This is a genomic window from Holdemania sp. Marseille-P2844, assembly GCF_900120005.1.
Taxonomy (GTDB): domain Bacteria; phylum Bacillota_I; class Bacilli_A; order Erysipelotrichales; family Erysipelotrichaceae; genus Holdemania.
Window position 1 is genome coordinate 79707 of sequence record NZ_LT635447.1, and the last position, 23582, is coordinate 103288.

Annotated in this window: 20 protein-coding genes, 1 riboswitch and 1 other annotated feature; of the genes, 2 read left to right on the top strand and 18 right to left on the bottom strand. The window is 48.1% G+C overall.

Annotated features, from left to right (window positions below; all coding sequences use genetic code 11):
• Nucleotides 1–196: 196 nt before the first annotated feature.
• Nucleotides 197–1048, top strand: coding sequence for a VanW family protein (locus BQ7364_RS00490; RefSeq protein WP_072682951.1), 852 nt, complete (start codon nucleotides 197–199; stop codon nucleotides 1046–1048).
• 158 nt (nucleotides 1049–1206) lie between these two features.
• Here BQ7364_RS00490 and BQ7364_RS00495 read toward each other — a convergent pair whose 3' ends face one another.
• The 18 genes from BQ7364_RS00495 to BQ7364_RS00580 all read right to left on the bottom strand — a co-directional run bounded on the left by BQ7364_RS00495 (nucleotide 1207) and on the right by BQ7364_RS00580 (nucleotide 22104).
• Nucleotides 1207–2442: a helix-turn-helix domain-containing protein gene (locus tag BQ7364_RS00495; RefSeq protein WP_072682872.1), complete on the bottom strand. Its 1236-nt coding sequence runs from the start codon at nucleotides 2440–2442 to the stop codon at nucleotides 1207–1209.
• 432 nt (nucleotides 2443–2874) lie between these two features.
• Nucleotides 2875–3372: a hypothetical protein gene (locus BQ7364_RS00500; protein WP_139248515.1), complete on the bottom strand. Its 498-nt coding sequence runs from the start codon at nucleotides 3370–3372 to the stop codon at nucleotides 2875–2877.
• Nucleotides 3373–3394: 22 nt separating this feature from the next.
• Nucleotides 3395–3931 (bottom strand): hypothetical protein, encoded by a 537-nt coding sequence (locus tag BQ7364_RS00505; protein ID WP_072682874.1) that lies wholly within the window; start codon nucleotides 3929–3931, stop codon nucleotides 3395–3397.
• 744 nt (nucleotides 3932–4675) lie between these two features.
• On the bottom strand, nucleotides 4676–5989 hold the full coding sequence (locus BQ7364_RS00510; protein ID WP_072682875.1) for an amidohydrolase: 1314 nt from the start codon (nucleotides 5987–5989) through the stop codon (nucleotides 4676–4678).
• A complete protein-coding gene (locus tag BQ7364_RS00515; protein WP_072682876.1) occupies nucleotides 5986–7704 on the bottom strand; it encodes an adenine deaminase C-terminal domain-containing protein in 1719 nt (572 codons plus the stop codon). The genes BQ7364_RS00510 and BQ7364_RS00515 overlap by 4 nt, the downstream gene beginning before the upstream one ends.
• 99 nt (nucleotides 7705–7803) lie before the next feature.
• Nucleotides 7804–8862: an ABC transporter substrate-binding protein gene (locus tag BQ7364_RS00520; protein ID WP_072682877.1), complete on the bottom strand. Its 1059-nt coding sequence runs from the start codon at nucleotides 8860–8862 to the stop codon at nucleotides 7804–7806.
• 169 nt (nucleotides 8863–9031) lie between these two features.
• On the bottom strand, nucleotides 9032–10069 hold the full coding sequence (locus BQ7364_RS00525; RefSeq protein ID WP_072682878.1) for an ABC transporter ATP-binding protein: 1038 nt from the start codon (nucleotides 10067–10069) through the stop codon (nucleotides 9032–9034).
• A 10-nt stretch (nucleotides 10070–10079) separates the two neighbouring features.
• Entirely contained in the window at nucleotides 10080–10862 is a 783-nt protein-coding gene (locus tag BQ7364_RS00530) for an ABC transporter permease (protein WP_072682879.1), read from the bottom strand.
• On the bottom strand, nucleotides 10862–11692 hold the full coding sequence (locus BQ7364_RS00535; protein WP_072682880.1) for an ABC transporter permease: 831 nt from the start codon (nucleotides 11690–11692) through the stop codon (nucleotides 10862–10864). The genes BQ7364_RS00530 and BQ7364_RS00535 overlap by 1 nt, the downstream gene beginning before the upstream one ends.
• A 63-nt stretch (nucleotides 11693–11755) precedes the next feature.
• Nucleotides 11756–11856, bottom strand: a riboswitch (purine riboswitch).
• Between the two features lie 194 nt (nucleotides 11857–12050).
• On the bottom strand, nucleotides 12051–12737 hold the full coding sequence (locus tag BQ7364_RS00540; protein ID WP_072682881.1) for a peptidoglycan-binding domain-containing protein: 687 nt from the start codon (nucleotides 12735–12737) through the stop codon (nucleotides 12051–12053).
• Nucleotides 12738–12852: 115 nt separating this feature from the next.
• Entirely contained in the window at nucleotides 12853–13527 is a 675-nt protein-coding gene (locus BQ7364_RS00545; RefSeq protein ID WP_072682882.1) for a hypothetical protein, read from the bottom strand.
• A 126-nt stretch (nucleotides 13528–13653) separates the two neighbouring features.
• On the bottom strand, nucleotides 13654–14256 hold the full coding sequence (locus tag BQ7364_RS00550) for a hypothetical protein (protein WP_139248516.1): 603 nt from the start codon (nucleotides 14254–14256) through the stop codon (nucleotides 13654–13656).
• 164 nt (nucleotides 14257–14420) lie between these two features.
• Nucleotides 14421–15410, bottom strand: coding sequence for an ABC transporter ATP-binding protein (locus BQ7364_RS00555; protein ID WP_072682884.1), 990 nt, complete (start codon nucleotides 15408–15410; stop codon nucleotides 14421–14423).
• Nucleotides 15407–16414: an ABC transporter ATP-binding protein gene (locus BQ7364_RS00560; protein WP_072682885.1), complete on the bottom strand. Its 1008-nt coding sequence runs from the start codon at nucleotides 16412–16414 to the stop codon at nucleotides 15407–15409. The genes BQ7364_RS00555 and BQ7364_RS00560 overlap by 4 nt, the downstream gene beginning before the upstream one ends.
• A 13-nt stretch (nucleotides 16415–16427) precedes the next feature.
• Nucleotides 16428–17354, bottom strand: coding sequence for an ABC transporter permease (locus BQ7364_RS00565; protein WP_072682886.1), 927 nt, complete (start codon nucleotides 17352–17354; stop codon nucleotides 16428–16430).
• Between the two features lie 13 nt (nucleotides 17355–17367).
• Nucleotides 17368–18291 carry an ABC transporter permease gene (locus tag BQ7364_RS00570; protein ID WP_072682887.1) on the bottom strand — a complete coding sequence of 308 codons (924 nt, stop codon included), beginning with the start codon at nucleotides 18289–18291 and terminating at the stop codon, nucleotides 17368–17370.
• Nucleotides 18292–18504: 213 nt separating this feature from the next.
• Nucleotides 18505–20151, bottom strand: coding sequence for a peptide ABC transporter substrate-binding protein (locus BQ7364_RS00575; RefSeq protein WP_229056812.1), 1647 nt, complete (start codon nucleotides 20149–20151; stop codon nucleotides 18505–18507).
• Between the two features lie 306 nt (nucleotides 20152–20457).
• The gene (locus tag BQ7364_RS00580; RefSeq protein ID WP_072682889.1) at nucleotides 20458–22104 is read right to left on the bottom strand and encodes a peptide ABC transporter substrate-binding protein; all 1647 of its coding nucleotides are present in this window, start codon (nucleotides 22102–22104) and stop codon (nucleotides 20458–20460) included.
• Nucleotides 22105–22220: 116 nt separating this feature from the next.
• Nucleotides 22221–22428, bottom strand: a binding site (T-box leader).
• A gap of 554 nt (nucleotides 22429–22982) precedes the next feature.
• Here BQ7364_RS00580 and BQ7364_RS17605 point away from each other — a divergent pair.
• Nucleotides 22983–23531: a hypothetical protein gene (locus BQ7364_RS17605; protein ID WP_072682890.1), complete on the top strand. Its 549-nt coding sequence runs from the start codon at nucleotides 22983–22985 to the stop codon at nucleotides 23529–23531.
• The last annotated feature ends 51 nt before the right edge of the window (nucleotides 23532–23582 follow it).

Sequence of the window (23582 nt, forward strand, 5' to 3'; positions counted from 1 at the left end):
CAATCCTCCTGTGTATTATTATAAACAAACTCCCGCAGGACACAAGCGGAAAACCGGGTTTTCTTACATTGACATTTGTAAATATAGCTGTTACGATATTCTAAACTCAGAGATCTGTACAAATCTTTCCCCGGGGATCGAAAGAAAGCTGGGTAATCTCTGATCAGAATCAGACGGAATGGGGGAAAAATTGGAAATGCGGCGATTACATCTATATCAGTTGGGTCCGCGGGCCTATGCGCTTTCGCGGAAAAAAGAAATCTTCAAGCGGAATTTTCAGGATCGGATGCATCGAATTCACTTTGCCCAGACGTACAGCGAAGCGTGCCTGCCGGTCGTCGTCAACAAGCATAATTCGCTGATCCGACGAAAGCTGGGCAAGGTTGATCAGCAGCTGCAGGAAAACAAGGCGGTAAATCTGGCTCTGGCTGCGCCCAGACTCACGCATTTACTGATCCGACCCGGCGAAACGTTTTCGTTCTGGCATTGCGTCGGAGAGTGCACGGCGGAAAAAGGATATCGGGAAGGATTGACGATCTCCGGCAATCATCCGTCCTCCAGCATCGGCGGCGGCATGTGCCAGATGACCAATCTGATTCACTGGATGGTACTGCACAGCTCCCTGACGATTACCGAGCATCATCACCACGGCCGGTTTGATCTGTTTCCGGATTTCGGCCGGCAGGTGCCGTTTGGAACGGGGACTTCTATCGTTTATAACTATCTAGATTACCGGGTCGAAAACCGAACGTCCGATACATTTCAGCTTGTGATCGAAACAAACGAGCGCTATCTGTGCGGCGAGCTGCGCTGCGATCATCCGCAGCCGCTGAAATATCATATCTACGAACAGGACAGCGGTTTCACCTGGGAAAAAGACGGCGCTTACCGGCATAATATCGTGCGGCGCAAGGCGATCAACAAAGCCAGCGGGGAAGTGGCGTTTGATCAGGAACTGATTGTCAACCATGCCAAGGTGATGTACGATCCCAAGCTGATCGACCCTGCATTATTCCGCGAATCCGGCTTCTGGAATCGTCAAAAATAAGCAGAAAAAACGCGTTTCAGGAAAATTATGCCTGATTTAAGCGCGTTTTTAAGTTTATAAGACAGAGTGTAACAACCTCTGTTTCGATTTAATGAAAAGAAGAGAAAGAAACTATTCCCAAGCAGTTCCCGGGAAATTTTTTTGAGAAGAACCTATACTTATGATAACTCCATTAGAGATTTCTGAATAATGACAACTTCTTCTGTCCTGTGTAATTCTTCAAGCAAATCCAATAATTCCGTAAATAACAGGAAACAATCATCACGATTTGCCTTTTTCTCTACCTTATGCAGCATGGTATACAAATAGCTTACAGTCTCTTCTTTTGTATGATCTAAGGCATATTCTATATAACTGAATTCTTCATATAGAATATTTTTTTTATTTACTCTTGTTTTACCTTTCTTAATATATTCAATAATGAGATCTTTGCTTTTACGCAATTTATAATAGGCGAAGGCAATATTGAAATATAAATCTCCATCATCAATATATTGCATTGCTTTCTCCGCCATAGGATAAACATCATCATATTTTTTTTCACATATTTTACACCAAGATAGATTATAGTAGCTCATCCCCATAAGATTTTCTTTATTCAAAATTCGGGCTAATTTAATTGCTTCGTAAAAATAAGATTCAGCTAATTTATATGCCCCTTTTCTTGAAGAATAAACTCCAAAATGACAAATACATTCCGTTATTCCGATAAAGTTATTTTCCAATTTAAATTGTTCTAACGCTTTAGTCAGAAAAGAATAGGCCAAGTCGTTTTCATTATTTTGAGTATAATTAGTGAATAAATAGTAATAGATTATTCCTAATAATTTATTATCATTACTATTTAAACAACTGTTTAAAATAGAAATTGCTTCGTTATACTTATACTCCCTGCTTTTTCGCAAAGACAAAAATATTCCACATAACTGTTGCTCAATCGGTGAAAAACCACCTTTAACCTTAACGATGATGGATTCAAGGCTTAGAAATTTATCGTCATTTTGTCGACTAATTACACCATCAAAATATTTTAAACATACCCATTTGTAATAATTGATCGAGCATTCATAATCAGATTCCAATTCGTAAGCCTGTTTCATAAGGATTTCATTATCCAGCTTTAATCCATAGATATAATTATCGACATATTGATCAAATATCATATTAAGATAAGAATCTTTTTGTGAAAAATGCTTCTTGTCAATAAGTAGTTCATCAAATAATATATCTATTTCATAATTATTTAAAACGCTCTGGCCATTTTCGATACGAAATAATTGAGAGAGATTGATGCCTGTTCTTGCTGATAATTCCGCTCTTTCCAAGCCTTGTTCCATGCGCGATATTTTAATAAGCAATCCAATTTTATCTCTTGGATATTTACTTACATCCATATTCCTCCCACCTCTTTCAATTAAATATAACAAAGAAGGCTTAACTTAGCTAGTACGATAAAGCTGTATTTTAAATTGTTTTCGCCTGAAAATCTTTAATGTTCGCACAAAATATAACCGGATCTCATTCCAGAAGTCACGTCCGAATCATTCAAACATTTCCCCAATTCAGTACCTTCATTGAGTGTAAAGCACCAGTCTTCATGTTCATTTATTTCATTATCCGCAGAAATAGAAGTCCCCCCTTATGCACAAAGATACTGTCAGTACAATTATCCTCATCCTTATGATCTAATTTCAACTGAATTTCTTCACAGTTCAAGAGAGAAATTCGGATTTAGTTTACGCGCCAATAAATAATAAATTCTTTGATTAAAACCAACTGATATTCTTCATAAAAAATGGTTTCTTTTCAAGAAACCATCTTTAAATCTACTCGAATACAATGACATCTGAATATTGAGAGAAATCAATTCCTTCAATATATGGATTTTCCGGATTTACAAAAACATAATATCCATCTTTTTTTATTTTAGCTTCACTTTCCAACCGTTCGATCGGCGCTCCATCACTGGAATATCCCATAAGATTATCTTGTATATAGTATGTTACAATTAACTCATGACCGCCATCGTTTCTCTCATAGCTAACTTGTATTTCGATTCCATCTTCATATTCGTTATTCTCAATAACAATGTGTTCTGGCAATGGATTTTTTACATAATATTCAAATACTCCGTTAAAAAGGGATTCAGTTTTATATCCGGATTTCTTAGTGGCAGTTGGAGCAGCTTCCGGTTCTTTCGCAGGCTCTACTGTAGTCTGAATGCCTGGTTCAGAAGTTGGCTTTGTTGTTGATGCTGCTTGCGGTGAAACTGCTGGTTCCCCATTATTTTCTTTAGCAGAACATCCGGCAATCAAGATAAGCAAACAAAATACAGAGATCAATCGCTTAATAGTAGACATGAATCGCTTCAATATACCAATCAACCATAAACTCTTCCATCGTTCCGTAAGGCAACGAACCTGATTTGGTAATATAGTGATCGTATATATCCTTTCCCTTTTCCAAGTATGTTTCATAACCGTTGCAAACTATAGAGTGTGTATCAGAAAGTCCTGTTCCATGCTTAACTCTATGTCCCTTAACAATTACAGCATTACCTGATTCAAATTGCTCCCTGATTGCCTTTAAACCTTCTGCTTCAAGATACTGAAGAGCAAAACTCTTGGATTGATGTGTTCTCCCAACCTTGTTTGTTACTACACCCCATAACATATCGCAGCTACCGTCAAATGCGCCAGATCCCAGATTTGCAGCTAGTTCTGCAGGATTTCTTACTTGCCGTTTATTAAGAACATCGGCAGTAGCAGTCGTTGCATCATTGGGATCTGGTGGATTAGGATTTTCAGGACCGTTAGCTGCCGAAACCGGAGTAATTGTCATTGCCAGCATTAACCCCAGCAAAAATGCAAAGCATTTCTTCATTTTTCTCTCCTCTTTTCTATTCTCATTTTAGATCATTCTAACTTGTCCATTGCTATCACCTCTAAGAATATACTTATGATTTCTAATTAAAGAATAATCGAAACTCATGAATAATAAAAGTATCGAAAGTTCAAATTTCCTTATCTTATAAATGTTTTATAATTATCATATAATTATTTATATCATGATCATAATTTATTGTTTGATCACTCGAAATCAAAGGCTGTTATCTATCCTGTGATCAATAACAATAAAAGTAGATCCACAAATTATATATCTGCTTTTTCCTTCATGACTGCCAGAAATTATAAAAAGTCCAAAATTCAGTTGGTTCATCAGTTATATGGCGAAGTATCAGTAATTTCTGAAAACAGGTCTATATCAAATTTGAATCGCTGCTTTGAAATCAGACAAATCCTTATTTAACCAAACTCTTCTTAATAATGGCCAAAAAGTTTTTTACCTCCCATACTTAAAGTCTGAAAACTCCCATTTTCTCCTTAATTCTCAATATTATCCCCTAGTATTTTAATCATTTACCGATTTGACCGAATCTTTGAGAGAGTATGTTTTTACTTTCCAGCAATGATAAAAAAGTTTGGCTTTGAGGAATGCGGCAAAATAAGAAAGCCTCAGATTATCCGTTTTTCCGGAATCTCTGAGGTCTTTTTAATATGCATGCGCTTCAGCGCTCTCATTCTTCATTAACTTTCCTGATAAATCAAGCTCATGTTCAACCGTTTTTTACAGCCCCTCGCTCCGGCGCAGCGCTTCAGCCTTGAAGAACTGCATCTTCGCTTCCAGATCTTCCCGCAGGCGCCGCAGATCCTGACGGACCAGCTGTTTATGCTTCACCGTCTGCACGCCGTTGACCCAGACTGAATCCACATTGCCCGCATGAGCGCTGTAAACCAGAGCCGAGAATGGATCGTAGATCGGGAACATGTTGGCGGACTGCGTTTCCACCAGCACAAGATCCGCTTTTTTCCCCGGCATTAACGAACCGATCTTATCGTCCAGATTCAATACCCGGGCCCCGCCGATCGTCGCCAGCGGCAGAATTTCCTTCGCCGGAAACAACGCCCGGTCATGATTGGCCGTCTTGTGCGCTTTGCCGATTAACGGCAGCTGCGCGAACAAATCCAGCGTGTTGCCGCTGGAAGCACCGTCCGTTCCCAATCCAACCGGGATGTGATGCGCAATCATCTTCTTCAAGGGTGCAATCCCTTTGCCCGCTTTCATATTCGAACCGATGCAGTGCGCTATCCGGCAGCCATACTTCGCCATCAGCGCCAGATCCTGATCGTTGACATGAATGCAGTGCGCCGCAACCAGATGCGGGCTTAACAAACCGATCGACTCCAGATATTCAACCGGCGTCTGATTCCGCTCTTTGCGGAAGGTTTCCATCTCATAATCCATTTCCGCCGTATGCAGCGAAAGCAGCACATCGCAGTGCTCCGCGATGGCCTGAGCTTGCTTTAAGACTTCAGCGCTGTTGGTATTGGTCGCGTGCGGACCGATCGCCGGCGTGATCAGCGGATGCCGGCCTTTCCATTCCCGAATAAACCGCTCGCCGATCGCCAGTCCGCCATAAGGGACGTCGCTGTCGCAGTTGGCAAAGTCGACAATCGTCTCCGCCAGCACCGCGCGCATGTTCATCTCGACCATGGCTTCTGCCAGCGCGTCCTCAAAATAATACATGTCGAACACCGTCGTCACGCCGCCCAGCATCATTTCCGCCGCTGCGTAGCGGGCCGAAGCCTGCGCCAGCTCGCGCGTCATCGCCGCGTTTTCCAACGGAAACAGAAACCGCCGCAGCCGGTCCGGGCAATCGTCGCCCAGCGAACGAAACGGGATCATCCCCAGATGACAATGCGTATTCACCATTCCCGGCAGAAGCAGGCCCCCCTGCCCGTCGATCACTTCGTCTACATGCACGCTGAAATCATTCAGCGCCAAAATGGTATCATCTTCCCAGACCAGACAGCCGTTTTCAAAGACACGATTGGCCTCATCTGTCGTGACCAACGTCACATTCTCGATCCGGACTCTCATGCGTGTTCCTCTTTGATCAGCGGAATGAATTCCAGCGTTTTGCCGATCAACAATCCTTTATCCGTCAGCTTGACCTCCGGCGATACCGGCAAGGACAGCGTCGCAAACGACATCACTGCGTTGTGATGGACATACCCCAGCTGATCCTCCATCGCCGCGCGCACCGCCTCGATCTGTCCGGCCAGTTCCGCCAGCGGCTGATCGGAAACAATGCCCCCGACCTGCAATGAAGCGCAAGCTATGATTTTCTCATCAACGCAGACACAGTAGCCGCCCTGGATTGCAAGCAGATGATTGGCCGCCGCGATCATATCCGGAACATTGGAGCCCATGACCATCAGATTGTGATGATCATGCGCCCAGGAGGACGCAACCGCGCCGTTTTTCTGAATTCCCCCAGTCGTAAACGCCAGCGCGATCTGTCCGCCCTTGCCATAGCGCTCGATGCAGGCCATTAACGCCAACCCGCGGTTCTGCCACTGAACAACGCCGTTTTCCACCGGCAGCTCCGCAGTCGTCAGCCGCGTAAATGTCGCCCGCGGATTAATTTCGATGACCTGGGCGGTCACGGATTTCGCCGTCGGGGAAACCCGGACGAGTAAATCGTCTTCCGTCAAGGGCCGGTGATGCAGTGAATGGTAAAATTCCGGCGGGAAGGAAACCGGTTTTTCCGCAATCGCATAGCCGCTTTGCGGTTCGCTGACCAGAACGCCGTTTTTATAAACCTGATGTACGGTCCAGTCTTCCAGACTATCCAGCAGCACGAAATCCGCGATTTTCCCCGGAGCGATCACGCCGCGGTCGTCCAGATGCATCCGCCGGGCAGAGGTGAAGGTACTGCAGTAAATGGCCTTTTCCATCGGCAGGCCGCAGCGGACAGCGGAAAGCAAAACCTGATTGAGATGGCCGTGCAGAAAATGATCCGGCATCACATCATCGGTCACCAGACTGAAATATTCGTAGAACTGATGCTCCATCAATGTGCGGATGGTATCTTCATGGATCGATTTGCCCTGCATTTCCAAGTACATTCCGTTGGTGATTTTCTCAACGATGCTTTCCGGAGTTTGCTGAGTATGATCGGCATTGACGCCGGAAGCGATAAACTTCGCCAGATCCGCCCCGCTGATCTTCGGGCAATGCCCCTCTAACGGCAGCAGCGGCCGTTTCTTTTTGCACAGCGCGACAATCTGACGAATCAGCGTGTCTTCCTCACTGACCAGCTCCTTGAAGTTCATGACTTCACCCAGGCAGCGGATCTGCGGATTGTCCAGCAGCTTGTCCACTTCTTCTAAGCCGATCACGCCGCCGGTCGTTTCGCAATCCAGATTGGTGGAGGGTACGGAAGAGGGAATTCCATAGAAAATATCCATGACCGGCTCGCTGGCCATGAACGCTTCGATGCCCGCCAGTCCAAACACATTGGCGATCTCATGCGGATCGGCGACCACCGTCGTGACGCCGAAGGACAGCGCCTGCCGGGAAAATTCGGTCGGGATGGTCATCGAGCTTTCAACATGCATGTGGATGTCGATCAAGCCAGGAATCATCCAGCGCCCCTGAGCGTCGATTTCCTGATCCGCGGGCCGGCGTTGTTCCTCTTCGGTTTCCTGCAGCTGAGCGAACTGTCCGTCACGGATCAGCACGCTTTTTTCCTCAAATGTCTGCGTATAGCTGTTGAACACGCGGGCGTTGCGGATTCTCATTGTACTCATGCGATTTTCTCCTTTCACCTCTGATTTGAAACAGGGCAGGACCCGTGTTGGACCCTGCCTTGTCGTTGCTTCCTGATCCTTCAGGAAAATTTCCAGATGTTAGTTGTTGATCGTGCGGTTCCACTGATCCGTCCACTGCGCCATCAGCGGGTTGACAAACGAATAGTCGATCGACTTCGCACGCTCCGCCACGTCGCCGTAAGTCATGTTCGCGGACTGTTCCGGCGTCAGTTCCACGTTCTTGTTAACCGGGCCTTCGTTCAGCGTGACCGCGGTGACGGACTGCAGCTCCTGGGAAATCCGCCAGTTGATATACATGTAAGCCAGATCTTTGTTTTTGGAGTTCTTGTTGATATCAATCGTGTTGAAGTTCGCGTAGGTGTAATCGGCCGGGACGACAAATTCCACATTCGGAGCCGCGTTCTTGATAACCGGCACGCCGAAGTCGCCGACGACCGCAACCGCGATTTCCCCGGCCGCAAACATATTTGCCAAATCGCTTGACTTGGAATAGGTTCTGACGATATTGGATTTCAGCTCGTTCAGCGCTTCAAACGCCGCTGCTCCGTCGTCCGTTGTGATATCGACGCCCTTGTAGTCGGAAGCCAGGTAAACCATCGCCGGGCCAAAGGTCGTCGACAGCTCTGGAATCGACAGCTTGCCTGCCAGTTCTGGTTTCCACAAATCCGCCCAGCTGGTAATTTCAAAGCCGACGGCTTCCTTATCATAAATGATGCCGATGCTGTTGAGCGTATAAGCCGGACCGTATCCCTGGGCGACCGTCGATTTCGCGCCTTCAATGATGTTGTCCAGATTCGGAATCTGGGTGGTGTCGATCTTTTCAAACAGGTCGGCGACATAGCCGTTGGCCGCCGCAGCCTGCGACAGCTCGATGACGTCGACGGTGGAATCCGGGTTGGTAGACAACTTGGTATAACGGTTGGCCGTCGTATCGGTTTCCAGGATGACCTTACAGTTGCACAGTTCCTCAAACGGGCCATACACGTCCTCAACGAGCACGTCTTCGCTTAACCCCCAGGTCGAAACGGTCAGCGTGCGCTGGCCTTCGGTCTGGCCTTCGCCTTCCGGCTTGCTGGAACAGCCGCTCACAGCCGCAATCATGGCCAGAGCGCAGAGCGAAATCATCAGCTTTCTCATTTTCTTTCCTCCTTAAAATGTCAGCTAGTTCTTCTATGGAAATTCCAAACGGAAGTCCGGCGGATTTTCCAGATGTTTCTCAGAAAACCCGACGGTTTCTGCTCGGAAGCAGAGTGCGTCATCTTTCCTGCAGCCTCATCCCGCAGGATGGCCGCGGCCGGAAATTAGATTAAACCAGTACGATCTTGGCGGCCGGCAGCTGGATTTTGATCGTGTCGCCGGCTTTGTAAAGCGCGCCGGAGCCGTCGTTAACGACTAACCGCCCGATCGGTGTGCTCAGCTCATATTGATAGCTCTTGCCCAAATAGGTGCGGACCTCAATTTTAGCTGTGACGGTGTTGCCAGCGGCCTCCTCATTCGTGACGATCTGGATATCGTCCGGACGGATCGTGCCCAGACATTCGCTTTTCCCACAATCCATCTTAGCGGTGAAGAGAGAACCGTCGTTGGCCCGATAGGTATTTTCTTGAGTCTTGCGCAGCTGGATGAAATTTTCAAAGCCGATAAACCGAGCGACAAACTCCGTTTTCGGCCGGGAGTAGATTTCCTCCGGTGTGCCGAACTGTTCGATCACGCCGCCGTTCATGACCGCGACTTTATCCGAAATCGAGAAGCATTCTTCCTGATCGTGAGTGACAAATACCGTCGTGATGCCCAGCTTCTTCTGCAGCCGCTTGATCTCGACGCGCATGTTCAGACGCAGCTTCGCGTCCAGATTGGACAACGGTTCGTCCAATAACAGTAAGCGCGGCTCAATGACCAGCGCCCGGGCCAGTGCGACACGCTGCCGCTGCCCGCCGGAGAGCTGCTTCGGAAAGCGCAGGGCGTACTCCGTCAGATCGCAGACCTCCAGAATTTCCTTGATCTTGCGGTCCATTTCCGCCTTTTCCATCTTTCTCAGCTTTAAGCCGAACGCGACGTTTTCATAGACGCTTAAATGCGGAAACAGCGCGTAGCTCTGGAAAACCAGACCGAAGTTGCGCTTATGCACCGGCACTTTCGTCATTTCTTCCGTATCGACAAACAGCTGACCGCTGCTGGGAATGATGAATCCGGCAATGACCCGCAGTGTCGTCGTCTTGCCGCAGCCGGAAGGTCCTAACAGGGACACCAGCTCGCCTTCGCCGATCTCTAAATTCAGGCCCTTGAGGATCTGGGTTTTGCCGTCATAGCTGACGTTGATATCGTTTAAGGTTACCTTTGACATGCTTTTCCTCCTACTTCGTCAGGGCCCCGATGCCCAGTGTCTTTTCGACCACAAACATGATCGCGATCGTCGCCGCCATCAGCAGCACGCTGACCGCCGAAACGGTCGGATCGTAGAAATATTCGATGTAATTCATCAATGCCGTCGGCAGCGTCCGCACGCCCGGCCCGCTTAAGAACATCGAAACCGGAATGTTGTTGAAGGAATTGATGAACGCCAGCATAAACGCCGCGACAATTCCTGAAGAAATATTCGGCAGCACGACCTTGAAGAACGCCTGCGCCTTGCCGCAGCCCAGCGTCCAGGCCATTTCCTCAATCGAAAAATCAAATTGTTCCAGTGCAGAGCCGACAACCCGGATGACATAGGGCAGCACAACCAGGAAGTGACCGATCAGTAAGCCCTGCATGACCGGCAGCTTCAGCTTCAGAACGATGAACTGATATAACGAATAACCGACGACGATGCCCGGAATGATCGTCGGAGACAAGAAGAAGCTTTTCAGCAGTTTTTTGCCTCTGACGCTGTTGCGGCTGAGCGCATAAGCGGCCGGGACTCCGACCAGCAGCGCGATCAGCGTCGCCACGATCGCCAGCATGAAGCTGAGCTGGAAGCCGCTGAGGAAGGATTTCGTCGCGAAGACGTTGGCAAACCATTTGAAGGTAAAGCCGGAGATCGGGAAACTGATCGTCGGCGCCGTGTTGAACGCCGTCACCGCAATGATCGCCAGCGGCAGAAACAGAAAGCCGAACACAAGGCAGGCATAGAAGGTCAGAAATTTATTTTTACGCATCAGTTTTCACCCCGCTTATCCAGCCGGCCGGCAATGGCGTTGAGTCCCTTCATGACGATCAGCGTCGTCACGATCATGACTAACGCCACCACGCTCGCGCCGGTCCAGTCGTTGAGCGTCATCGCCCGCTGATAGATCAGCGTCGACAGCAGCATGTTTTTCGGACCGCCTAATAACTGCGGCGTCGTGTACGCCGTCATCGCGCCGGTAAACACCAGCACCGCCCCGGTGATGATGCCCGGGATCGACATTGGCAGAATAACCTTGACAAAGGAGAGCAGCCGGCTGGCGCCCAGACTTTCCGCCGCTTCCATCATATCATTGTCAATGTTTTCCATGACGCCGACCAGCGTGATGATCATTAGCGGCAGAAACAGATAGATCGTACCAACGAGAACGGAGAATTCGGTGTACAGCATCGACAGCGGCTGATCGACCAGATGCAGCGCGGAAAGAATCTGATTTACGATGCCGTTCTTGCCGAGAATGTTGATCCAGGCAAAGGCTCGGATGACCGAGTTTGTCAGCATCGGAAACAGTGCGACGGACATCAGAATACCGCGCCATTTCTTTGAGACCCGGGAAATAAAATACGCCGTCGGAATCCCCAGAATCATGCAGACCAGCGTGCAGACTAACGCAATCCGCAGCGTCCGGACAAAGATTTTGATGTAATAAGGATCCTGGAAAAAGGCGATGTAGCGGCTTAACGTCACCGCTCCGCCTTCAAATACGGTCGGTAACAGAACCGCCAGCAGCGGAAGGATCAGCACGACCACAAGCAGGATCGTGATCGGCGCGATCAGCAGGATTGTTGACTGTTTTTTCATGAGTTCCCCTTCCTGATTTCAAATAAAAAACTTCTACCGGCACGATAGAAGTCACAGACAGAGTTGTCCCTTGAATTCTATCGTAGTCCAATATATAGCCATTGGGTAGAAACTCTTCACGCTGTTCCCTGTGAAGATATACGATAAGACTCAATGATTATAGCATAGAAATGTTTTTTGCAAAGTTGAAAATTTGCTTTCATTTGTTTTTTTTCGTTCTTTTCTTAAAAAAAAGCCTTCATAAAGGGGGATTACCGAATTTTTCCTTCCTTTAAACATATGGAATTCCCCAATTCTTTCCATTCTTAATTTTCACTTCTATTCTGTATGTAAGGCAGGCTGAGCCTGCCTTGTCTGTTTATGGATCGATCACCGTCGGGGTTCGTCCGATGCCGACGACTTCCGCCGCAATTCTTCTCCAGGTCTGACAGCCGGCGATACCGTCTGCGCCCAAACCGTTATCGCGCTGATACTGAATCAGCGCTGTGCGGGTCGCGTTGCCGAATTTGCCATCCAGCCAGCGCGTCGAATAGCCCAGGGCATTCAGTGCGTCCTGCAGCACCAGCGTGTAGCAGCCCACCGAACCTTCACGCAGCGTCGGGAATCCCGATGTGCCGCCGCAGGCGCCGCGGGCATAACGGCGGTCGAAGTGAACCCAGGTCGGGGTCATCGACAGGGGTTCGACATAACCCCAGACGCCGAGGTTGTTCGCTGTCCGCCAGATCTGATTACGCTGACTTTGCGACAGCCGCTGGCCGACGTCAAAGGAGACGCCGACGTAATGCTGTGACTGCAGGCCGTGGCCGCCTTCCCAGATCCGCTTAAACGCGTAACCGACCGGAATCGCCGCGCCGTAGGTCCGCCGGGTGGCGTTCCAGGCTTCCATCGCCGTCGTCGTCGTCCAGAAAACCGTGGACCGGCTGGAACCACGGAATTCCCGGACTAATAACGTCCTGCCGTAGGAATACGGCATCGGGTCGTTTTCTGCCCGCCATTCCGTATAAATCTGATTGGTGTCCGGATCATAAACCATAATTTTTGCCATTGATCTCACCTCCTCATTCATGTCTATGCAGGAAAAGAAAAACGGCGTGGATAAACGCCGATCTTGATGAAAGTTTATAGCGTATGAACAGCGGCATTCGAGACAATCAGCTTATTCAGGCATCTAAAAAGGAGAAATCGGCGTCGAATAAGGAAAGTAGTTCTTTCAGTGCAGATTCGGATAGCGAATCTTCCCCTGTCAGCTGCACAAAAATCACACGGTTTTCCCGCCGCAGGAAAAAACAGGTGTCCTGTGTGCCAGGAATCTGCGCCTGCCGGATCTGTCGGATTGCCGCCTGTGGATCCTTCAGGACCTGACTTTCTTCAAACGTCAGCGATGCAAGCCAAGTTTCGTCAAGTTCCTCCGGCAGCCGCAGACAGCTGGTTTTACAACGTGTCTGCGCATTTCGCTGGCCTTTCAGATAGCCGCGCAGATCCTGCTTCATCAAATTCATAAGCTGCAAAGGCCGTGCCGACTCGATCAGCGATACGCTTGCCTTCAAAAGACTGCCTGCGTCCTCACAGCGCAGCTGTACCGTGTAATTGAGTTCCCCCAGAGCATCGCGATGCGCATCCTGACCGCTGGCTGTGAAATGATCGCAGCCGAAAGGTTTCAGCGACAACAAGACCGGCGATACTCTTTCCTGGTGTTTGAAATATAGAAAAGCGCCCAGGGCAACGACAAGTACACTCAGCAGACACCGGTTTCGCCATTTCCGATGTTTTCGGCTGCGCTCCCATGCGTATTTCAATTCATCCCCCAGCGACGTTGAATTTTCATTTTTGACCATCTTCAGTTTCCTCCAAGCTGAACAGCCTTAAGCTTACCTTGGGAATATCTTGTTTTCTCCTTGTATATTTCAATTTTTTACTTGAAAAGTCTAATCTTCGCAGCGGAAAAAGAAATTCATATTGTTTTATTGTTCTATGATAAACGATAGATCCGCATTAAGAAAGGTCCGCAATTCTTCAACACCTTCCTTTGTCAGTAATTCCTCTGAACTCATCGTGATCGCCGCTGCCCGGCCGTCTCTGCACAGAATGAAGAACAACGCTTCTGTACCTTCCGGCTGAAAGGCTTCAATTTGTGTCTTGAGTTGCTGTAACGGCTGATGTAGCCCCGCTTCTGTCAAGCTCATCGCAGCCACTTGTTCTTGCGTTACCTTGTTTGGCATCACGTCTTCCGCATGTCCGCGCACTACATTCTCGAAATAAGTACTCAATTCCGATCGAATTCGTTGATCCAGCCAATCGGTTTCGTCAGAACGGAACAGCGAAGCACGCAGAGTCATTCCCACTTTTCCATATTTCTTACAGTTCATTTCGATTTGATAACGCTGATTGCCCGCTTGTGCGCTGGCTGTCTTCCTTGTAATTTCATAGGTTTCGCAGCCAAACGGCTTCATCGAGATCAGCGCCGTTTCCGCAACTTGTTGATTGCGCGCAAACAGCCAGGAACAGCAGCCCAGACCGATAAGAAAATATATTTTCCAACACACCTGCTTGTTCGCTGTTTTCATAATACGTCTTATTTCATTCATATCTTCTTTAAACATAAATTATCCCTTTCAACCAGCCTCTATGTTTCCATTGTAATCTTTTTTACGGCTTTTGCCTATCAACTTCACTTGTTTATAAAGACAAAAAAACACGGAACTTCCCAGGAAATCCCGTGTGATACAGCTTATCGTTTTGATCCCGCTTGAAACTGGAAGCAGGAAACCTGACGGCCGTTGATGATCGACGGCTGCGGTTTGGCTTTGGCACATTCCTCGGTCGCGTATGGACAGCGGGTGCGGAAAGCGCAGCCTGACGGCGGATCCAGCGGACTCGGCAGCTCGCCCTGCAGAACGATCCGCTTCTTGGACTTGCCGATTTCCGGATCCGGAATCGGAACAGCCGATAACAGCGCTTTGGTGTAAGGATGCATCGGGTTGTGATACAAATCGCTGCTTTCGCCGATCTCCACCATGTTGCCCAGATACATGACGCCGATTCGGTCAGAAATATGCTTGACCATGCTCAGATCATGAGCCACAAACAGATAGGAAATGCCCAATTCCTTCTGAATGTTCTTCAACAGATTGATAATCTGTGCCTGAATGGAAACGTCCAGTGCGGAAATTGGTTCGTCGCAGATGATGAAATCCGGATTCAGCGCCAACGTTCTGGCGATCGAAATGCGCTGCCGCTGGCCGCCGGAGAATTCATGCGGATAGCGGCGAATATGGTCCGGTTTCAATCCGACGATTTTCAACAGCTCCACGACCCGGTCTTCACGTTCTTTTGAACTGTTGTAAATATTGTGGATATCCATCGGTTCCCGGATGATTTCGCCAACGGTCATTCGCGGGTTCAGCGATGCATACGGATCCTGGAAAATCATCTGAACCGATTTCCGGAATTCTTTTAACTCCTTGCCTTTCAGCTTGGTGATATCCTGCCCTTTGTATTCAATCGTGCCGGCTGTCGGTTCGTATAATTTCACGATCGTGCGGCCCAGCGTGGATTTTCCACAGCCGGATTCACCGACTAATCCAAAGGTTTCGCCTTTATGAATTTCAAAGCTGACGCCGTCGACAGCCTTGACAATCTGCTTCTTCGAAAACATGCCCTTGGTGACGTCGAAATGGGTCTTCAGGTCGGTAACTTTTAAAATGACTTCGCTGTTCATTTTTTACCCTCCCTTTTCTTCAATTCATTAAGCCAGCAGGCGCATTCGTGCGTTTTGGAGAAAGCCGTGGCGGAAGGCATCTGTTCCTTACAGATCCGCATGGCCTTTTCACAGCGGTCGACAAACGGACAACCCTTCGGCGGATTTAATAAATCCGGCGGAGAGCCCGGGATCGGCTGAAGATCTTTGTCGTCGTCCTCCGGATTGTTGATGCAGTTCAACAGCCCCTGAGTATAAGGATGCTTCGGCTCATAGAAAATTTCTTTGTCCGTGCCGATTTCAACTATCTTGCCGCCGTACATAATCGCGATCCGGTTGCACAAACTGGCGACAACGCCCAGATCGTGGGTAATCATAATGACGGAGGAACCAAGCTTTTCTTTCATATCCTGGATCAGTTCCAGCACCTGCGCCTGGATTGTTACGTCCAGCGCAGTTGTCGGTTCGTCCGCAATGATCAGCTTTGGATTGCAGGCCAGCGCCATCGCAATGATAATCCGCTGCCGCATGCCGCCGGAAAACTCGTAAGGGTATTGATTCATCCGCTTTTCCGGAGAAGGTATGCCAACCTGACGCATCAGCTCAATCGCTTTCTGTTCGCATTCTTTCTTCGACATCTTCGTATGATTCTGCAGCGGTTCGATCAGCTGTGTGCCGATTTTCAAAACCGGATTCAAAAACGTCATCGGATCCTGGAAAATCATCGCCATGTCGTTGCCGCGGATATGCTGCATCGTCTTTTCATATTCCGTATGATTCTTAAATGCGGATTCATGGATTTTCCTGCCGTCAAACAAAATATCTTCCGCAGTGATCTTGCCGTTATCCGCCAATAAACCCATGACGGAATACATCGTCTGGCTCTTGCCGGAACCGGATTCACCGACGATGCCGAGCACTTCCTGCGGATAAACGCAGAACGAGACGTCACGGACCGCGTGCACCGTGCCCTGATCGGTGGAGAAATCCACGGTCAGATGATCAACTTTCAACAGTTCATTCATGGTTTTCTCCTCCTTATCTCTTCTTCGGATCCAGCGCTTCGCCGAAACCATCGCCAATGAAGTTCAGCGACAACATCGTCAGACAGATCGCCGCGACCGGCCAGATAATCTGAATTGGATAGCTCTGCACCAGACCGCGGGCTTCCGAAGCCAAAGTGCCCCAGCTTGCCTGCGGCGCGCTGATGCCGATGCCGATGAAGCTCAGGAACGCTTCGGTAAAGATCGCGTTCGGCACCATTAAGGTTGCGGAAACGATGATCGGTCCCATACAGTTGATAATCAGATGTTTAAACAGGATCCTTTTCTTACTGGCGCCGATGACAAACGCCGCCATCGAGAATTCCTGCTGCTTCAGTGTCTGGATCTGCGAGCGGACCTGCCGGGCCATGCCGACCCAGGAGGAAATGGAAATGCCTAACAAGACCGAAAACATATTCGATCCGAAAATCATCATGATCAGGATGACGTACAGCATCGACGGAATCGCATAGATGCAGTCGACGATCCGCATCATGACCATATCAACCTTGCCGCCGACAAAGCCGCTGATCCCGCCGTAAATAACGCCGATGATCAGATTCAGAAACGCGGCGACAAACCCGATCGTTAGGGAAATCCGCGCGCCGTACATAACGCGCACCATGATATCGCGGCCCAGCTTGTCCGTGCCCATCAGATGCACCATATTCGGCAAAGCATTGCGGTTGGCCAGATCCTGACCGTCATAGGTAAACGGAGAAACCATCGGAATGATGATCGCCGCCAGAGTGATTAAAATCAAAAAGATCAATCCGAACAGAGCCAGCTTATTCTTTTTGAAACGCCGCCAGGCATCCTGGAGATAAGTTTTGCTTTCAATGGCAATAAATTCGTTGTTTTTTTCGCTGCTGTCCAGCGGTTCAAACAGACTGTCATCCAGCACGAGTTCTTTTTCTTCCATCGCTAGCTCCCTTCTAGCTGTCCAGCTTGATCCGCGGATCAACGACAGCGTTCAAAATATCGGTGATGATGTTGGCGATGATGATAAAAGCGCCGAAGAAAATCGTCAGGCCCATAATCATCGTATAGTCACGGTTGGAAATACTTGTCACGTATTCCGCACCGATCCCCGGTACCGAAAACAGACTTTCAATAACGAACGAGCCTGTCATCAGCGTGGCGATCAGCGGTCCGGCATAAGTGATGACTGGAATCATCGCGTTTTTCAAACCATGTTTCACAATGACCTTCAGCTGAGAGGAACCCTTGGATCGGGCTAAAACCATATAATCCTGACGCATGACTTCCATCATGCTGGAACGGGTCAGTCGGGCGATCATCGCGATCGGCGAAAGCGCCAGAGATACTGCCGGCAGCACATAGTGCTTCCAGCTTGACAAGCCGACGATCGGGAACATGTGCAGCCAGACCCCGAACACAATCATCAACAACAGCGCCAACAGGAATCCCGGAATACTGACGCCGGCAGTCGCGATTGCAATGACGAGGTTGTCGACCCATTTATGTTTGGTAAAGGCTGCGATCGTGCCCAGCGTAATGCCGACCACCATCGCGATCACAAACGAGACAAAGCCCAGCTTCGCCGTGACCGGCATGCCAATCGCAATAATTTCGTTAACGCTGCGGCCTTTACGGAAGGTCGACACGCCGAAATCTCCCTGGACAGCGCTTTTCATATAAATGACATACTGTTCCAGAACCGGTTTGTCCAGATTGTACTTCGCCATCAGCTTTTCCTGAACGGAAGCCGGAATTTTCGTGTTTTCACCAGCAAACGGAGAACCCGGTATAATCTTCATCAAAAAAAAGGTTACGGTCGCCAGAATGAACAACGTCAAAATTCCGACGCCAATCCGTTTTAATACATACTTAAACATTAAAATGCCCCCTTTCCTGCAAAAACTGTCGATTCAAGCATGACCGGACAGACTGAATCCAAAGTTTTTGTAATGGTTTTATTCTATCTTCTTTTAGGCTTCTTGTCAATTTGTTTCACAATGTTTTCTGAAACATTTTCCATTGTTTTTTTACATCTTTTCTTTTCCCCCGACAGGGGAAGAGGTCTGGACAGCCAGACCTCTGAAGAGTCGTTACTTTTCGATCGTGCAATAGCCGTAGAATGGCGTTGCTCCGACATGCGTCGTGTTTTTAACGTAGGTTTTCTTTAACATCGGATCGCCGTAATTGAACAGCGGAATGAGGTAAACCTGTTCCTGAACCAGATAATGTTCGATATCATGGAGCGCTTCCATATATTCTGTATAATCGACAATGTAGGTAGCGGCGTCCATCATCTTGTCATATTCCGGATCATCCACCGCCGGTGTCTGCTGCTGCGTCGTTGTCCACAACGTCAGAAACTGAGATGGATCGTCACTGGCTGTATAACCATAACGGGCAATTTCAAAGTCGCCGTTGAAGATCTGATTGTAATAAACGCCGGATTCAACAACTTCCAAATCACATTCAACGCCGATCGCTTTCCACATTCCCTGCAGAACGGCCGCAACGTCAGCATGCAGCGTCGTCTGGGAATACTTATAAGTAATCTTCAGCGGATTTGTTTCGTCATAACCTGCTTCTTTCAGCAGTCTCCTGGCTTCTTCCGGGTCGTATTGCAGGAATTTTTCTTTCTCGTCGCTTTCCGTACGGAAATCCTTTTCAGCCCCTTTCAAACCGTTTGGCACATAGCCGTCTAACGGAACGTAATAGGAAGGGTCGCCAACCGCGGTAACCATCGCTTCTTTATCAATCGCTAAAGCCAGTGCGCGGCGGACACGGACATCTTTCATCCATTCCGGGCCTGTCGGACCGCTGTTGATAACCAGGAAATAGTTGGACGGACTTTCAACTTTCCACAATTCTTCTTTATTTTCGTAAGTTAACGGCAAAGAAGAATTGACGCGCAGCGCGATGTCGATATCATTGTTCTTAAACGCCAGCGCCTGAGCATCCATATCTGTCATGACCTGGAATGTAATCTTATCCAGCGTGATCTCATCAGCACGGTAATAGTTTTCATTCTTTGTAACGACAATCTTGTCGTTTTCATTGCATTCTTCCAGAATGTACGGACCGACGCTCGGATAGCCCGGCGCGAAGGACCAGGTGGAATCATGCTGCGGCGCGAAATCAGCGCGGACCGGCATAAAGGCATATGAGTTCAGCAGGGCTTTGAAGAAAGCGCATGGTTTAGTCAGCTGGAATACCAGCGTCGTATCGTCAACGGCCTGAACCCCCGGAATCTGCAAGGTTTCCGCATCCTGAGTATCGTCGCTTTCATAAGCGGCGGCACCGTCCAGATAAGTGACCAGATTGTAAATCGACCAGGCGTTTTCAGCGCCATAGGTCAGCGCGCGGACAATTCCATAACGGAAATGCTCGGCGGTTAATGGAACCCCGTCGCTCCATTGAATACCTTCTTTCAATTTAACGGTGTAGGTCAGACCATCTTCGCTGATATCACAGCTTTCCGCTAAATCCTCAATCAGGTTATTGTCCTCGTCCTTGGTGAACAAAGTACTGTAAGTATGCTGCATAACATACCCGTTGATGAGTTCGGAATTCAACGCCGGATCCAACGTTGTAAACTGCGCGCCGACCGCTACGGTCAGCTCGTTGGTTTCTGCCGGATCGTTGGTCGGCGTCTGACCGGAACCTGCGGTTCCCTCTTCCTTTGTACTGCAGCCCGCAAGCAGAAGCATACAGGAACAAACTAAGGCTATCCACTTTCTCATATAGAATCCCCCATTCTCTTTCTGGATTGTTTTTAATTTTACACCCGTGAGAATAAATGTCAACACTTTCATGAAATATTTTGTGAATTTTCATGAAAATATTTTCAATCATTTTTCAAAGACTTGGGAGAGGTTCCGTTTTCTTTTCCGATTCTGACTGACCTTATACGAAAAACTGAACTTCAAGGATGCGATTTTAGATCAGACGCTTATCCTGTCCTGCAATACTACCTTCAGTTTCAGCCGCAGGTTGACAACGGTTAAAAAGAAGAAGGATGGAGCTCTCCATCCTCGCTTCTTTTTGGATTACTCAGCCGCAGCTTCGACAGTTACGCTGCCGAAATACGGATTCAATCCCCACATCTGAACGCCCTTGACGTTTGTTTTTAACAGACACGGAGTGTTGTAGTTAAACAGCGGAATAACGTAAACCATTTCCTGAACCAGATAATGCTCAGCGGCATGCAGGGCATTCATGTATTCCGTGTGATCGACCAGATAGCCCGCTTCATCGACCAGCTTGTCATACGTCGGATCGTCAACGGCCGCAACGACCTGCTGACCAGTTGTCCACAAACTCAGATACTGCGACGGATCATCGCCCGCGCTGTAGCCATAACGGCAGATCTCAAAGTCGCCGTTATCAATCTGATCATAGAAGACGCCGGATTCAACAACGGTCAGTTCGCAATCAATGCCCACGTTCTGCCACATCTGCTGCAGAATCTGCGCAACATCGGCATGCAGCTGGGTTTGCGAATATTTGTAGGTTAACTTCAGCGGATTGCTTTCATCATAACCAGCTTTGGCTAACAGGGCTTTCGCTTCTTCCGGATCATATTCCAGATATTTTTCCTTTGCGTCTTCTTCCAGACGGAAATCTCCTTCTGCTCCGGCTAAGCCTTCCGGAATATAGCCGTTAAGAACTTTGTAATATTCAGAACTGCCGACAGCGCTGACCAGCGCGTCTTTATCAATCGCCAGGGCTAATGCGCGGCGAACATCGACATTCTGCATTGTTTCCGGACCGGTAGAGCCGGAATTGATCGCCAGGAAGTAGTTGGAAACATCTGGTTTATTCCAGATTTCGCCCGGATTGGAATAAGTTTCTGCCAATGTCGGAGTGATAGAAAGGGCAATATCAATCTCATTGTTCTTGAACGCCAGCGCCTGCGCGTCGGTATCGCTCATGACCAGGAATGTGATCTGCGGCATTGTTACGGAATCCGCATCGTAGTATTTATCGTTTTTCACAACGATTGCTTTTTCATTTTCATTGCATTCTTTCAAAACATAAGCACCGACTGATGGATAACCCGGTTTCAATGCCCATAAGGAGTCATGCTGGGTTGCAAAATCAGCGCGCAGCGGCTTCCACACGTTATTGGTCAGCATCTGCGGGAACCAGGCGCACGGTTTCTTCAAGTTCAGAACCAGCGTCTGATCATCCGGCGTTTCAATGCCTTCGATCGTGTCGTTTTCCGGATCAAAGGTGTCGTCGGCCAGAATTTCTTCCGCGCCTTTTAAATAAGAGCTCGGGTAGTAGACTGCCCATGAATTCTCCGCTCCGTAAGTCAGATTGCGCAGAATGGCATATTCAAAATCTTTTGACGACAGCGGCTGATCGTCGCTCCAGACAACGCCTTCCTTTAATTTGAAGGTGTACGTCAGACCGTCGTCGGAAACGGTATAACTGTCGCACAAATCGTTGACGATGTTGTTTTCCTCATCTTGACGGAACAGACCTGCCGTCGTATGACGCAGAACGTAGTTGTTGACTGTTTCAGTACTCAAACCTGGGTCCAAGGTCGTAATCTGGCCGCCGATTGCAACTTTCAGATTCTCCGGATCGGCGCCTGTGCTTGTCGTTGCCGAACCGCCGCCATTGCCGTTGGAGCATGCGCTGACCAGCATCAGCATAGCCGCACAGAGAATAATTCCTAGCTTCTTCATTTACTTTCCCTTCCTTTTCTGGTTTAACCGCGGAGTTGATCTCCGCTGGAGCAGGGTATGCTGATAACTGCCGCAATAGACTGAATCTGTGATCATAAAAAAATCGTTTCCAGATGTCTAGAAACGATTGATCGCGGTACCATTCTAGTTGCCGGCTTCAACAGCCAACCCCCTCAATCCTTAACGCGGAAACACGTGAATTCCTATTTTATTCAGAATTCCATCTCCCAGATGCGCTTCATCATGCGTTAGCCGCGAACCTTCCACCCTCGTTCGCTCGCTTTCGGCCACATTCATGACTACTCTTCTGTTCATTGATTTTGATTAATCTCAGTTTACAGCGCAGAGAACGGGTTGTCAAGCAAAAAACAAAACATTTTCATTTTCTGTAAACTTTTTCATTTTTATTCATAATGAATAGACAGATATCAACGACAACGGATTTCTGCCTTTTTATTCCGAGTTTTACCATTTTGAAACATTGCTGATCCCATCTCCGCTTTTACTTCTTACCCTGATTTTTCCTGCTTAGGAAGAAAAAAGTATGAAATATTTTTTCATAAATTGTAAATTCCCAAAACCATTTCATTTCCGTAATCTTGTTTCCTCATTCTTTTATTCAGACAAGACGATTGAGATCTCCTTTTCATTTTATTCCAGCGGCTCAGTTAAATGCAAAACCGCAATCAGATTGTATCTTTTTCTCAGCGCCCCGTGCGGATTTTTCACTGGTATCCAGGCAGGGTGTTTCCCCGCTTTAAACGGCAGAACTGTTAAAATCCGCTGAGTTTCTGAATCTTCTTTTTGTTCTCAAGATTATTTTGGAACTTCTTGTCGAAGCCGGAATACACTGATACTGAACAAGGGAGGATTAGCCTATGGAACAACTCAACATTAAAGTGCATCAGCGAAAGGAAAGAACACAGCCGCGGATTCTATTCGACGACAACGGCTGGGATACGCCGGAAGATCAGATCCAGGCAGAAAACGAAGTCGTATATCATTGTTGCGAAGACGACTGCGACGATGGCTGCCGATGCGACAATGGCAACTGCGGAGGGAATCAGGGCTGCGGCTGCGGAAATCAGGGTTGCGGCTGCGGCTGCGGATGTGATTGTGATAAGGGATGCGGCGACGATGATAACGGCGGTGGGGATGATTGTGACTGCGACTGTGACTGTGATTGCGATTGTGACTGTGATTGCGACTGTGATTGTGGTAATGACTGCGATTGCGGTAACGACTGTGATTGTGGCGACGGCGGAGATTCCTGCCCGGATGATTGTGATTCCACCTGCCGTCCAAGAACGATTATCTTTCAAAAACGCAAAGAGTGTATTGAACGGACACAGCCGACCGGATGTAATGACGAAACCGGATCATATCGCAAATGTTCCGTCACCATTAAAATTATTAAACGCTATTAAAAGCGAGCTGGGCTCGCTTTTAATTCGTTCTGTTTCAAAATCGGGTACATG